The sequence below is a fragment of the Micromonospora sp. NPDC005205 genome (assembly GCF_040608275.1).
Lineage (GTDB): Bacteria > Actinomycetota > Actinomycetes > Mycobacteriales > Micromonosporaceae > Micromonospora.
Window position 1 is genome coordinate 259,820 of sequence record NZ_JBEXHV010000001.1, and the last position, 13,347, is coordinate 273,166.

13 protein-coding genes are annotated in these 13,347 nt (G+C 71.7%); 8 read left to right on the top strand and 5 right to left on the bottom strand.

From position 1 onward, the window contains the following. Positions 1–41: 41 nt before the first annotated feature. Positions 42–2,693 carry a helix-turn-helix domain-containing protein gene (locus ABZU43_RS01220; RefSeq protein ID WP_355004595.1) on the top strand — a complete coding sequence of 884 codons (2,652 nt, stop codon included), beginning with the start codon at positions 42–44 and terminating at the stop codon, positions 2,691–2,693. A 257-nt stretch (positions 2,694–2,950) separates the two neighbouring features. On the opposite strand, the gene ABZU43_RS01225 is transcribed toward ABZU43_RS01220, so the two are convergent. After that, the gene (locus ABZU43_RS01225; RefSeq protein WP_355004596.1) at positions 2,951–3,469 is read right to left on the bottom strand and encodes a MarR family transcriptional regulator; all 519 of its coding nucleotides are present in this window, start codon (positions 3,467–3,469) and stop codon (positions 2,951–2,953) included. Between the two features lie 99 nt (positions 3,470–3,568). Here ABZU43_RS01225 and ABZU43_RS01230 point away from each other — a divergent pair, with 99 nt between their 5' ends. Both ABZU43_RS01230 and ABZU43_RS01235 read left to right on the top strand, forming a co-directional pair. Next, positions 3,569–4,150, top strand: a complete 582-nt coding sequence (locus ABZU43_RS01230) for a YceI family protein (RefSeq protein ID WP_355004597.1) — start codon at positions 3,569–3,571, stop codon at positions 4,148–4,150. Between the two features lie 313 nt (positions 4,151–4,463). Then, entirely contained in the window at positions 4,464–5,942 is a 1,479-nt protein-coding gene (locus ABZU43_RS01235; RefSeq protein ID WP_355004598.1) for a glutamate--cysteine ligase, read from the top strand. A 153-nt stretch (positions 5,943–6,095) separates the two neighbouring features. Here the strand turns inward: ABZU43_RS01235 and ABZU43_RS01240 are convergent, their stop codons facing one another. Beyond that, on the bottom strand, positions 6,096–7,520 hold the full coding sequence (locus ABZU43_RS01240; RefSeq protein ID WP_355004599.1) for a hypothetical protein: 1,425 nt from the start codon (positions 7,518–7,520) through the stop codon (positions 6,096–6,098). Positions 7,521–7,643: 123 nt separating this feature from the next. Between ABZU43_RS01240 and ABZU43_RS01245 the strand changes: the two genes are divergently transcribed. Beyond that, complete coding sequence (locus ABZU43_RS01245) at positions 7,644–8,324, top strand: PASTA domain-containing protein (RefSeq protein ID WP_355004600.1); 681 nt, start codon at positions 7,644–7,646, stop codon at positions 8,322–8,324. 152 nt (positions 8,325–8,476) lie between these two features. Beyond that, entirely contained in the window at positions 8,477–9,400 is a 924-nt protein-coding gene (locus ABZU43_RS01250) for a PASTA domain-containing protein (RefSeq protein ID WP_355004601.1), read from the top strand. Between the two features lie 7 nt (positions 9,401–9,407). On the opposite strand, the gene ABZU43_RS01255 is transcribed toward ABZU43_RS01250, so the two are convergent. Both ABZU43_RS01255 and ABZU43_RS01260 read right to left on the bottom strand, forming a co-directional pair. Further along, complete coding sequence (locus ABZU43_RS01255; protein WP_355004602.1) at positions 9,408–9,788, bottom strand: hypothetical protein; 381 nt, start codon at positions 9,786–9,788, stop codon at positions 9,408–9,410. Positions 9,789–9,972: 184 nt separating this feature from the next. Next, a complete protein-coding gene (locus ABZU43_RS01260; RefSeq protein WP_355004603.1) occupies positions 9,973–10,257 on the bottom strand; it encodes a hypothetical protein in 285 nt (94 codons plus the stop codon). A 626-nt stretch (positions 10,258–10,883) separates the two neighbouring features. Between ABZU43_RS01260 and ABZU43_RS01265 the strand changes: the two genes are divergently transcribed. The 3 genes from ABZU43_RS01265 (at position 10,884) to ABZU43_RS01275 (ending at position 12,568) form a co-directional block, all read left to right on the top strand. Beyond that, positions 10,884–11,765, top strand: coding sequence for a helix-turn-helix transcriptional regulator (locus ABZU43_RS01265; protein ID WP_091396372.1), 882 nt, complete (start codon positions 10,884–10,886; stop codon positions 11,763–11,765). Beyond that, a complete protein-coding gene (locus ABZU43_RS01270) occupies positions 11,735–11,956 on the top strand; it encodes a DUF397 domain-containing protein (RefSeq protein ID WP_091396369.1) in 222 nt (73 codons plus the stop codon). The genes ABZU43_RS01265 and ABZU43_RS01270 overlap by 31 nt, the downstream gene beginning before the upstream one ends. Positions 11,957–12,169: 213 nt before the next feature. Continuing rightward, positions 12,170–12,568 (top strand): hypothetical protein, encoded by a 399-nt coding sequence (locus ABZU43_RS01275; protein ID WP_355004604.1) that lies wholly within the window; start codon positions 12,170–12,172, stop codon positions 12,566–12,568. Here the strand turns inward: ABZU43_RS01275 and ABZU43_RS01280 are convergent. After that, positions 12,536–13,135: a hypothetical protein gene (locus tag ABZU43_RS01280; protein WP_355004605.1), complete on the bottom strand. Its 600-nt coding sequence runs from the start codon at positions 13,133–13,135 to the stop codon at positions 12,536–12,538. The two genes, ABZU43_RS01275 and ABZU43_RS01280, sit on opposite strands and share 33 nt — an antisense overlap. Positions 13,136–13,347 lie beyond the last annotated feature (212 nt).

Below are 13,347 nucleotides of genomic sequence, written 5' to 3' on the forward strand. Positions count from 1 at the left end.
CGACTGCCGACGGTCGTAGTCCATCCGTACTCTTCGAGCCCATGACTCCGGATCATGAATGGTCGCGGAGCCCGGCTGGACGTACCACCCTGCCGGAGCTGCTCCGCGGGCATCGACGCGCCGCCGGCCTCACCCAGGCCGAGCTGGCGTCCCGAGCCGGGGTGGGTGTGCGGACGGTCCGTGACCTGGAGCGTGGCCGATCGAACCGGCCACAGCGCACCACTGTGGAACTGCTCGCCGGGGCACTGGCGCTGACCGGCACCAGTCGGGCGGCGTTCCTGGCCGCTGCCCGCGGCGCCGGTGCCGAACCGGCCTCGCCGGACGTCACTTCGACGGCGCTGGCGGTCGGCGGCAACGCCACGTCGGCCGCCGCCCCCGCCGACAGGGCGGTCGCGCTCCCGCCGCCGGTGGAGTTGATCGGCCGGGAGCGCGACCTCACCGAGCTGGCCGAAATGCTGACCGCGGAGCGGGGACCCCGGTTGGTGAGCCTCGTCGGGCTGGCCGGCGTCGGCAAGACCGCCCTGGCGACGTCGGTGGCGCACCTGGTGGCCGCCGCTCACCCGGCCGGTGTTGCCGGGGTGCTGGTGGGCGAGGGCGCCGACGGTCCGGACGTGCTCGCCGCCTCGATGTCCGTGCTCGGCGTGGCGCGCCTGTCCGAACTCGTGGCGCTGCTCGCCGGGCGGCCGACGCTGCTGGTGATGGACGCTGTGGAGCGCGCCCCGGGCCCGGTGGCCGCGACAGTGCACCGGTTGCTCGGAGCGCTGCCCTCGCTGCGGGTGCTGGTCACCGGGCGGCACCCGGTCGGGTTGCCCGGCGAGCGGGTCTGGCCGGTCGCGCCACTGGACGTGCCACCACCGGAGGCCGAGCACTCCGGGCTCGAATCGTGGCCGGCTGTCGCGTTGTTCACCGCCCGGCTCGCTCAGGTCCGCCGAGAGCCGCCCACCCCCGCTGAGCTGCCGGCGCTCGCCGCGTTGGTGCGCCGGTTGGGCGGGCTGCCGTTGGCCATCGAGCTGATGGCCGCCCGGGGCCGTCTCCTCGACCTCACCGAACTGCTCGACAGGTACGGCGATCGGGTGCTCGACCTGGCCACACCTGCGGACGCGCCCGCCCACCCGGCCTGGGACGCACCGGTGGCGTTCGGCAGCCGGACGAGCGGAACCGACACCAGTGCGGCGGTCTCGGTCGCCGTCACCCTGCGGGACGCGGTGGCGTTCAGCTACCGCCTGCTGGCGTCTGACGAACAGGCCGCGCTGCGGAAACTGGCCGTCTTCGGTAACCGCTGGTCGGTCGAGTTGGCCGAGGAGATGCTCGTCGACGAGGCCGACCGGGACGGCACCGTGGCGATCGACCCGGTTCCACTGTTGGACCGCTTCGTCGAGTTGGGGCTGCTGAGCGTACGCGGCACCGGGTCGTTCCGGTTCCGGCTGCTCGACGCGGTTCGGGACTACGCCGTCGAGCAGGCGGCCGGCGGAGGTGAGCTGACCTGCATCCGGCGTCGACACGCGGAGGTCATCGCGCGCCTGGTGGCCCGTACCGCCAGTGACCTGATCGGCCCACGGTTACCCGACGCGGTGCACCGGCTGGACGAGATGAGCAGTGACATCAGCTCGTCGTTGGCCCACGCGGCCACCGACGACCCGTTGACAGCGCTGCGGCTGGCGGCCTGCCTGACCCGCTGGTGGCGGTTCCGCGGACGCGACGTCGTCGGGCGGCAGTGGCTGCGGCGGCTGCTGGCGGACCCGCGGACCGCCGACGCCGATCCTCTCCTGCGTGGCTGGGCCGCCCTCGGCGTCGCCCGGCTGGCGGCGGAGCACGGCGCCGGTGCCGAGGAGTTGTCGACGGCCCGTGCGGCGTTGGACACCTTCCGGCAGGCCGGCGACGTCACCGGGGAGTTGGAGGCGCGAAACGTGCTCGGCACCCTGCTGATCTCCGTCCGGCGGCAGGACGAGGCTCGCGAGCAGGCCGAGGCGCTGCTGCGGTTGGCCGCCCGCAACGGGCGGACCCGGGACCTGGCGGTGGCCCAGAACAGCCTCGCCTGGCACGAGATCCGCGCGGGCGATCTGGCTGCGGCCCGCCGCCGACTCGCCGCGGTGGACCGACTCGCCGCCGAGAGTGGGGAGCAGCGGCTGCGGGTGCTGGGCTGGGCCAATCGAGCCGAGGTCGCCCGGCTGGAAGGCTGGTACGCGGACGCCATCGACCGTGGTCGGCGAGCGATCGCTGCCCTGTCCGAGCTGGGTGATCCCGGGCGTCGCCGGCGGGTGCTCGGGACCGTCGGGCTGGCGCTCGCCCAGGACGGGCGGGCCGCGGAGGCGACAGCGGTGCTGACCGAATTGCGCGCCGGGGGCGGGGAGGCGCTGCCGGCGCGCACCGTGCCGCGACCGCGTTCGGACGACTCGGCGCTGGTCTGGGGTGGCCCGGAGGCCGGGCTCTGTGCGCTGATCGAGGGGAACCTGGCGCTGCACCGAGGGGACCGGGAGTTGGCTGCCGAGTGGTTCGCGGCCGCCGCCGACCATGCGGGGCAGGATCGCCGCGACGTGGTGGAGGCGCTGGTGGGGCTGGCTGCGAGCACTGCGGACCCGTCGGTGCTCGATCGACTGGACCGGGTCTGTGTGGAGAGCGGCATCAGGCTGTTGCCGCAGGAGTCGGGACTGCTCTACGCGCTGATCGCCGCCCGGGGTGGACCGGCTCAGTAGCCCTGCGCTGTCCCGGAGCGGATCGAGCCCTGCGCTGTCTCCGAGCGGATCGCAACGGGAGAGTGGCGCGGGCGAAGAGCCCCCTTTGGTGCTACCCCTCGCTGATCGCCCGCGCCGTCACCCCCCGGTGATCCCCGGTGCCCGAAGCCTGCCACCGGCGGGGTGGCAGAAAGTCGGCTTGGACCGAATTCTCCAGCTTGGCTGGATCAGTTCTGCCGGTCTTTCTGCCGCTGCCGCCGCCCGACGGCGAGTGGTGATCAGTGCCGTCGGGTGGCTTCGTCGGTGGCGGTGGCCTGCTCCGGGCTGACGTCGTCACTGCCGGCGGTGGCGCACGGATGAGCGGCGTCGCGGACGCGGCGCAACCCGTCGAGGAGTGCCACCAGCGCCTCCGGGTCGAGTTGCCCGGTGAACCACTGCTCGATCATCTGAAGGTGCCCGGGCAGCGTCTCGTTGAGGCGTTGCATCCCGGAGGCGGTGACCACCGCGTACGAGCTGCGGCGGTCGTTCGGGCAGGCCCGGCGGGTCAGCAACCCGTCGCGCTCCATCCGGTCCACGACCCGGGTCACTCCGCTTGTCGACAGAGAGGTCTGTGCGGCAAGGTCGGTCATGCGTAGTTGGTTGCCCGGCGAGCGGGCCAGTCGCGTGATGACCTCGAACTCGACCGCGGAGAGGCCGTGCTCCTCGAGTTGGGCGTTGAACCGGGCGGACAGCCCGGCGTGTGCCTCGAAGAGCAGGCCGACGGCGGTGATCCGGGGATCGTCGAAGACGTTGGTCACCCGTTCATCATACCAGTGCTTGACACGGGGAATATTGTTGCGGTTATAGTTGCTCAGGCAGTCGTTGGGCTATTAAACAATCCCCTGGAGGACAGCAGCATGACCAGCAGCATCGAGACGGTTACCCGCGACTGGGACGGCCTCACCATCCCGGCGGCCGGCACCTACGCGCTCGACGTGGCGCACAAGCGGGTCGGCTTCGTTGCCCGGCACATGATGGTGAGCAAGGTTCGCGGTGAGTTCAACGACGCGACCGCCACCGTCACCGTCGCCGAGGACCCGCTGCAGTCGTCGGTCGTCGCCACCATTCAGGCCGCCAGCGTCGACACCACCCAGGCCGACCGGGACGCGCACCTGCGCAGCCCCGAGTTCCTGGACGCCGAGAAGTTCCCGACGCTCGAGTTCCGCAGCACCGGGGTCAAGTCCCGTAGCGGCAGCGAGTTCGTGCTCACCGGTGAGCTGACCATCAAGGACGTCACCCGTCCGGTCGAGCTGGAGGTGGAGTTCGAGGGTGTCGGCCGCAGCCCGTTCGGCCAGGACATCTTCGGCTTCTCCGCGAGCACCGAGATCGACCGCGAGGAGTTCGGCCTGACCTGGAACGTCGCCCTGGAGACCGGGGGCGTGCTGGTCAGCCGCAAGATCAAGATCGAGATCGAGGGCGAGGCCGTCCGCCAGGCCTGACCCCCGGGGATCGCCGGAGGGCCAGGGGAATCCTCCCGGCGATCCGGTACGCAGGGCCCGCGCCGCACGTCGGCGCGGGCCCTGCGTCGTTCCCACTGGCGGTGGTAATTGTCACGGGTTGTTCTCACCGCTTTCGGGTCCAGCCGGTCGATGGCGGGGTACAGATGGCGCCACGAGCGCGTCCGCCCCGGTCGACGTCGGATCACCGCCGTCGGCCTCTGGCCCCGGTCAGGTGGGCGCTCTTACCGTGGATGCTTCACAAAGCGCTTCCGGGACGGGATGATCCCGACCGCGCCGGCCGTCGGGAGGACACATGGGCAGGGACGTCTCAGAGGGCGCCTTCACCCGGGATGATCGCGTCCGATATCGGCAGAAGGTGCGGCGGTGCCTGGACGTCTTCGCCCTGATGCTGGACGACTTCGGCTTCGACGCCGACCGGCCGATGACCGGTCTGGAGATCGAGCTCAACCTGGTCGACTCGGCCGCCGAGCCGGCGATGCGCAACGAGGAGATCCTCGCCGACATCGCGGACCCCCTCTTCCAGACCGAATTGGGGCAGTTCAACCTGGAACTGAACGCCGAGCCCCGACTCATTGAGGGCAACGGCTTCGCCGACTACGAGCACGACCTGCGCGGCAGCCTCTCCCGGGCCGACGAGCGTGCCGCCAGATCCGACGCGAAGATCGTCCTGGTCGGCATCCTGCCCACCCTCACCGAGGGGCACCTGGTCGAGGACAACCTCTCCACCAACGAGCGTTACCGGGTGCTCAACGACCAGATCGTCGGCGCCCGGGGCGAGGACATCGAGCTGGACATCCGCGGCGTCGAGCAGTTGCGCACGCACACCGACTCGATCGCCCCCGAGGCCGCCTGCACGAGCCTCCAGTTCCACCTCCAGGTCGCCCCGGACAGCTTCGCCGACTACTGGAACGCGTCCCAGGCCATCGCGGGGGTGCAGGTGGCGGTCGGGGCGAACAGCCCCTTCCTGTACGGCCGCCAACTGTGGGCCGAAACGCGGATCGCCCTGTTCCAGCAGGCCACCGACACCCGACCGGACGAGCTGAAGGCCCAGGGCGTACGGCCGCGGGTGTGGTTCGGCGAACGGTGGATCACCTCGATCTTCGACCTGTTCGAGGAGAACGTCCGGTACTTCCCGCCGCTGCTGCCGATCTGCGAGGACGAGGACCCGGTGGAGGTCCTGCACGCCGGCGGTGTGCCACAGCTCGGGGAGTTGCGGTTGCACAACGGCACGGTCTACCGGTGGAACCGTCCCGTCTACGACATCATGAACGGCCGACCCCATCTGCGGGTGGAGAACCGGGTGCTGCCGGCCGGCCCGACTGTGGTGGACATGTTGGCCAACGCTGCCTTCTACTTCGGGCTGGTACGCGGCCTGGCCGAGGCCGACCGCCCGATCTGGAGCCAACTCACCTTCAGCTCCGCCGAGGAGAACTTCCACGCCGCCGCCCGACGTGGCCTCGACGCCGTGCTGCACTGGCCCGGGCTCGGCGACGTGCCGGTCACCAAGCTGGTCCTGGACCAACTACTGCCCACCGCTGCCACCGGCCTGGACGGGTTCGGCGTCGCCCCGGCACAGCGGGACCGGCTGCTCGACATCATCGAGCAGCGCTGCCGTACCGGCCGCAACGGCGCCGTCTGGCAGACCGAGGCGGTCTGGGCGGCGGAGCGGCGCCACGGCATGGACCGGCCTGCCGCGCTGCACCACATGGTCCAGCGCTACGCCGAACTCCAGCGCACCAACGAACCCGTCCACACCTGGCCAACCACCTAACCCCCTGCACCCCTGCACCCCACCCACCCCCCTCGAAGCGCGTTGATCATGAAGTTGTTGCCATGACACGCCGAGCGAGGTGGCAATAACTTCATGATCAACAGGGTGAGGGCCGCCGGGCGGGGGCGGCCGGGCCGGGGCGGCCGGGCGGGGTTAGTCGGTGGTGGGGCGGCGGGCTGCGCGGGTGCGGCGGCTGCTCGGGGCCGTGTCCTTCGTCGTGGCTTCGGTGGGAGGGGTCGGATCCGAGCGGTCGGGGTCCGTACGCGGAGCGGGCAGCTGCGGTGCGGCGGTGGCTTCGCCCGGCAGCGAGCCTGTCCTGGGCATCTGCGACGGAACGCTGACCTTCCTGCGGCGCCCCGTGGTGTCAACCGTCGAGGCCGAGGCTCCGGCAGTCGACGCAGTGGGTTCGCCCGTCGCGCCGGAGACCGGCGGCTCGGTCCCGGTCACCGGGGCCGGGTCGGTCACCGTGTCCCGAGGCACAGCACTCGGCCGGGCCGGGCGGTTCTGTTCGGCCGGGCGGTTCCGTTCGCTGCGCTCGCCGAGTCGGGCGGCCAGAACAGAGCCGCCGATACCGGCGATCACCGCGTACGGGGCGATCAGCTGGGTGGACAGCTGCGCGGGGCCCAGCGTCGACCAGTGCGGCAGGGTGGTCAGGTACGCGAGCGCGACGAGCACCGGGCCCGCCGCGCCGGAGGCCGCCGCACCCACGCGGTGTCCGCCCGAGCGGGCGGACCGCCGAGCGGCCAGTACGCCGATCAGCAGCGCGGGCACCAGTGCCAGCAGCGCACCGGGCCAGTAGATCTGGCCCCCGATCCAGTACCGGGCGTGGTCCGGGTCGAACTGCCAGGTACCGAGCTGCGCGCCGGTCAGCCCTCGTCCGACGCGTACCCCGTCGATGACGGAGATCACCGCGAGCAGCCAGAGCCAGGCGGCCGTCGCTGTCACGTTGACCGCGGCGGCTCGGGAGCGAAGCGCCCAGATCGCGACGAGTACGCCGATCAGGATGCCCAGCGTCGCCTGTACGGCGGCCGTGCGTTGCGGGGCGCCGGTGTCCGCGCCGGTCGCGACCCGTGCGGGTACCGCGATCAACAGGACGGTGACCAGCCCGCCCAGCCCGGCGCCAAGCGCCACTGCCACCCGGCGCAGCAGGCCGCCCCGGTCGTTGACCGGCGAGTCGGCCGCCGCTGGTGGCGTGCCCGCCACCTCCGGGCGGGCGGTGTCGACGACCGGTGAAGGCCCGTCGACCGGGCTGTCGTGCTCCGGCCGCCGTTCGTCGAGCCGCAGGCCCTCCTGAGGGGCAGCACCGTCTGGCGAGGTTTCCGGAGAGATCACTGTCTTCGCCGGGGCGTTGCGTTGGTGAAGCCGCTGCGCGCAGACCGCGCCGAGGACCGTCGAACTGGCGGCGAGCCAGGTGGCCCAGGCGAGGCCGTCCGCCCAGGCTGTGTCGGTCGCACCGGCATCGGTGGGCGTCCAGGTGATGACGCCGAGCCCGTAGCCGAAGCCCAGTTGTGCGGCACCCGCGCCGGCAGCGACCCCGATCGCCGTCGCGATCGACACTCCCCAGCCCTGTCTGGCCATGCCGGGCAGCGTAACGTCCCGTCGTCGGCGCGGCGAGTCGCAGAGACCCGCCGGTGTGGACCGCCGGTGCGGGCGGGTTGGGCGGCGGGCGGTACGGTCGCCGGTGATGAGGCGGTGGGCGTTATGACGGACACGAACACGGGCCAGCAGAATGCCGCCGGTGGCGGTGCGGGCCGGGCCAGCGTTGTGCTCGGCGGTGGGTTGGCAGCGGTGCTGCTCGCCGCCGTGGGTGCGACCGGCGGCTGGTTGCTGGCCGGCGAGGACGACACATCCTCCGGTGACCCGCTGGCCGTTGCGACCACGGCTGGCGCGTCGACCACCCGGCCCACCGCACCCCGGCCGAGCAGCGGCCGACCGACACCGTCGGCGGTCCAGACCTCCGCCGCCCCGACCAAGGCAGCCGGCCTGACCGTGCCGCCGGTGATCGGCACCGACTTCGAGCAGGCTCGGGAGGCGCTGCGCAAGCAGCGGCTCGGTTGGCGGCTGGTCTTCGGTGGCGGCGTCGGCCGTACGGTCGAGAGCACCACACCGGACGTGGGCACCGAGGTCGCCCGGGGGACGACTGTGCAACTCCAGGTTGCCGGGCCGGCGCCGGCCGCCGAGGTGCCGGACGTGGTCGGCGAGAGTTGCGCCGACGCCGCCGACGAGTTGGTCGACGAGGGCCTCTACCCGCGCTACCTCAGCGGACGTACTGGAAAGGTCAGCCGGCAGGAGCCCGCCGAGGACGGCCCGGCCCGGTGGAACGACCAGGTCAGCATCTGGTGTGGTTCCGACGGCCAGCCGACCCCGAAACCCACTCCCTGATTCCAGGCCGGCGGGTTCGCGCCTCGTACCGCGTCCTGTCTCGCCGACAGCCGGCGCGGCTCGGCACGCTGGTCCCCACCGATGGCGGTGTGGGCGACTAGGTTGGCGGTCGAGGGCCATGACGCCCGTCCGGGTTCGGGAAAGGACGTGCGATGAGCGACGACCGCCAGGAGCCTCCCGCCGACGAGCACGACGACGACCGGACCCGACCCCTGCCCTCCTCCGCTGATCGGCCGGCCCCGACCGGGCCCGCCGCCGACGGACCGGACGAGACGGCACCGATCGACCGGACCGTCCCGGCTCGTCCCGACCTTTCGTCCGACCAGACAATGCCGATCGACCGGTCCGCCGGCACCCAGCCGGGCCCGCCGGCCGACGAGACAATGCCGATCGACCGGTCCGCCGGCACCCAGCCGGGCCCGCCGGCCGACGAGACGATGCCGATCGACCGGTCCGCCGGCACCCGGCCGGGCCCGCCGGCCGACCGGACGGCGCCGATACCGCCGGCCTGGTCCGGCCGGGCCGAGGTGCGCTCGCCCCGACCGGAAGACGCCGGCGGTGAGTGGTACGTCGAGGAGCAGGGTGGTCGGCGGTGGTGGTCGCCGATCCTCTGGGGCGTACTGGCGCTGCTGCTCGCCGGCCTGCTCGGGGGCGCGCTCTGGCTGGTGCTCTCCCAGCAGGACGACGACCGGGACGATCGCGGGCCCACCCCGTCCCCTCCGCCGACCAGTGCACCCAGCGCCCTGCCGACCAGCGCAGCCCCCACGTCGGCGGCGCCCACCAGTGAGTCGCCGAGCAGCTCGCCGACCACGGAAGCGCCGGACGAGCTGCCGGTGCCACCGCTCGCCGGCCTGCCGCAGGCCACCGCCGAAGGGCTGTTGGCTCGGCTCGGCCTTACCTACCGGGTGGTGTACCGCCCGTCGGAGTTGCCACCCGGGACCGTGGTGGGCACCGAGCCGGACGCCGGCACGTCGGTTTCCACCGACGACGAGGTGTTGTTGATCATCTCCCAGGCTCAGCCCTCGACCGGGGCGAGCCCGACCACACCGAGCCCCACTGTGACGAGCACGTCGTGACCGCTGGTCACCACATCCGGCGGCGGGTGCCGACGAGGCCGATGCCGGCCAGCGAGATGGCGAGGCCGAAGATGCCGGACCAGAAGAGGGAATGGCGGATGTCCGTGGCGCTGTGCCCAGCCGGAGCGGCCTCGGTGAGTTCCTGACGGCGGTCGGACTGGCCGCCGGCACCCAGCCCGGACACCGGCCCGGTCCGGTCGGTACCACCAGCCGGGTCGGCCGGGGTGTCGGTGTCGGTGTCGGTCCAGCCGGGTTTCTCGTAGACCGACTGACCGTCGCCCGTCGGCGGGTCGGAGTCGAGCACGGTGATCTCCGGCGCGGGCACCGGTGCGGTCAGCCGGGTGGACGACATCGCCGGGTCGCGGGCGAGGACCAGGAGTGTCGCCATCGCCCCGAGGAGGGCGAGGAGTCCAAAGGCATAGGCGATAAGAGAGCGGTGGTGCCGCCGCAGGGCGGGCTGATTGACCATGACCATCCCAGGGTCAGGGTCCTGGACGAGCGGGTGGAACGTGCCGGGGTGGGCGTACCGATTCTATGGCGATGGCACGCCCACCGGCGGCGGTTCGGGTCGGTCAGCCCACCCGGAGCGGGGTACGCGCGACCGGGCGGCGGGCCCGCACGGTGTGCGGACGGGGTTCGGGGGCGGCCTGCAGTTGCTGCAACCCTTCCCGCTGGACGAAGATCGACCGTCGGGTGACAGCGTCACCCGCGGTGTTCAACTCGTAGCCGTCGAGCCACAGCCAGCCGTCATAGGTCGGCCAGTCGAGGACCCGGATCACCCGGAACTTGATCGGCCTGAGGAACTGGACACTCGCCGCGCGTGTCACATGCAGTACGTCACCGGTGCGGGGAAGCACATGGGCTCCTGGGGAGGATCGGCCGGCGATTGCGCCGGCGGTGCCTGAACGGGGGACGTCTCGGCCGGTGACGGGGTCGTGCCTCGTGAACCGGTGGTGCGGATGGCAGTGGTCGGGCCGTACCCCGCTGGTGACGTGCCGTCACCCGACCACCACCCGGTTGCTTCCGGGAACGCGCCCGCCGCCGCAGCTTGCCGGCTTGCAGCGGCGGGGTCCTTACCCCGGAGCAGGTCGCGTTGTCGTCGGCCGGGCCCGCGTCGTGCCCGGCTTCCCCGAAGCGGTGGGGTCACCACTCCGAGGGACCGAACGGAGACGCTGAGTGATCCGTGCCATACGGACAGAGTGCATCAGGGACGTGCTTCATGCAAGTTGCACGTCGACTTTTGCCGATACGTGAGCGTGTCGCGCGAAAGGCCTATTGAAGCCATCCGCGTCCGGACGGCAGACTGGGGATCGGTTTCGCCCGTCGCGGCCGGCCGAGGACCGGCACCACCCCCTTCGTCGCGAACGCTCGCCGGTCGACGGTCGCGCCCCCGGCGGGTGTCACCCAGAGGCGCGTTACCGGAGGTAGCCCGAGTGGGGTCGAGCAGCCAGCGGCGGAGACCAGTGACTCACGGGGTTGCGCGATGAGCGAGCGGCGCAGTCCCACCATCAGACGGCGGCGGCTCGGGGCCGAGCTGCGTCGCCAGCGGGAGTCCGCCGGAATCACCATCGAGGTGGTCGCCGAACAGTTGGAATGCTCGGCGTCCAAGGTCTCCCGGATCGAGACCGGGCACACCACGGCCACCCCACGCGACGTGCGGGACATGCTGCGCATCTACGGCGTCGTGGGCGCCGAGAGCGACGAGCTCGTGCAGATCGCCCGGGAGGCCCGCCAGAAGGGCTGGTGGCACCCCTACAGCACCGTGCTCGTCGGCGCGTACGTCGGGCTGGAGGCGGCGGCCAGTTCGATCCGGGCGTACGAACAGCAGGTCGTTCCGGGTCTTCTGGAGACCGAGGAGTACGCCGGGGCCATGATCCGTGCCGCTCGGCCGGACTTCACCGCCGATCAGGTGCATCAAAGAGTGCGTGTCCGTTTGGGCCGTCAGTCGTTATTGACCCAGGACGATCCGGTCGATCTGTGGGTGGTGCTCGATGAGGCGGTGGTAAGTCGGCCGGTGGGCGGGGACGAGGTGATGCGCGGTCAACTCAAGCGGTTGGTCGAGGTGGCCGAGTTGCCGAACGTGACGCTGCAGATCCTGCCCTTCGAGGTGGGTGCGCATGCCGGCATGGACGGCACTTTCACGATCCTCAGCTTCCCTGAGCCCGGTGATCCGGATGTTGTGTACGCGGAGAACGCCACGGGTGGGCTCTTCCTCGAGAAGAGCGACGAACTGCAGAAGTACAGCTTCATCTTCGATCACATCCGCGCTGCGGCCATACGTCCGGAGGAGTCCGTCGCACACATCGCAAAACTGGCAGAGGAGCCGTTGTGGAAATGGCGACCAAAGGGTTCCCCGTGGACCTGACGCAGGCAGCATGGTTCAAGAGCTCGAAGAGCGGGCCGAACTGTGACAACTGCGTGGAGGTGGCGTACGTGACGGGGGCGGTCGGAGTGCGGGACTCGAAGGACAAGGCGGGCCCCGCCCTGGTCTTCGCACCGGGTGACTGGCACTCCTTCGTTGCCGGCACCAGGGGTGGTGTGTTCGGCGCGGTCTGACCGACTGGTCAGTGGAGTCCCCGTCCGGTTCGCCGGACGGGGACTCCGCCGTGTCCGCGGTAGGCGCGACTGACTGCCGCGTAGCGGCAGGAGTCGGCCAGGTTCCGTCGGGATTCCCGTCGCCAGAGCGTCCCCGTCTCGTTGAACCGGTCGGTACGGCGCTGGTCGACGACCCGCCGCACCGACCCGCAACCGAGCGATTAGGCGAGACGGATGACGACGATCGGTTCAGACAACCTCACCACCGGTCCGGCCAAGCCGGAGCGGTTCGGTGGCAAGTACCGCGGAGCTCGTCGGGACACGGTTCTGACCGAGGTGGTCTCGACCGACCAGGAGTTGAGCGGGCGGGAGGGTGATTCCGAGACGACGGATCCTCCGCTGTCGCTGCCCTCACTGGACCCGAACCCGCTGATCGAGCCGTCGTTCCCACCGGCGGGCTGGCCGATGGAGCCGCCCGAGTCCCTGGCGGACCACCCGTTGCTGCGTGGTCTGCTGATGGAGTTGCCGCCGAAGGGCACAGTGCCCTCGCAGGACTGGCTGGACCGCTGGTTCGAGGCGACCAGGTCGATCCTGGAACTGCTATACGTGCAGAGCGCCAGCCGCCCGCGTTGACCCTGCGACGGCGGGCTGGGCCCGCTCCGCGAGGCGGTTGTGGCGTAGCGCGTGCCGGACCCCGATGGCGATCACCGCAAGCGCGCCCACGGTGATGGCCGGCCCGGTGACGCCGGGGTCGGCCCCGAGGTCGGCGCCAGCGGCGGCGATCAACGCCGGCACCGTGGCCAGGGCGGTGACCTGTAGCGGCAGCCCGACGAGCGGGTGGGCCGCGGCGGCGCGCAGCCCGTGCGGCGCGGGGGTGGCGGGGGCACTGGCGAACGCGCCCGCGCCGGCCCACAGCCGGCGGATCCGTCGTACCGAGCAGACCGTCGCCACGAGCGCCGGGCCGGCGGCCAGTGTGAGCCCGGCGGCGGCCCGGTCGATCGGAGCGGTGCCGGCGCTGAACAGCCCGCCGCCGAGCACGGCGGCGGTGAGCGCCAGGCCGGTGAGGGCCAGCACCAGCAACCATCCGGTACGCCGACGCAGCATGCGGGTGTTGCGCAGCCGAGGAAGGCCGTCGGCAACGACGCCGGCGGCCAGCCAGACGGTGGCGACCGGGAGCAGGATGCTGAGCTGACTCTCCATGTTCGAGAGTCTTTCCCGAATCCGGGCGGAGCGAATCCGGGCGTGCCCCCCGTTCGCCCCGGACGCCAGGCCCGTAGGGGGTCATCACTCGAAGGTATGGCCGTTTCGACATGTTCAACTGCCCGACGGCTGACCTACCCTCAGCTAGATCGGCAAGTGTCGATTGATGTTGGGACCGGTGGTCACGTTCCACCGCCGGTCAGAGGGAGGTA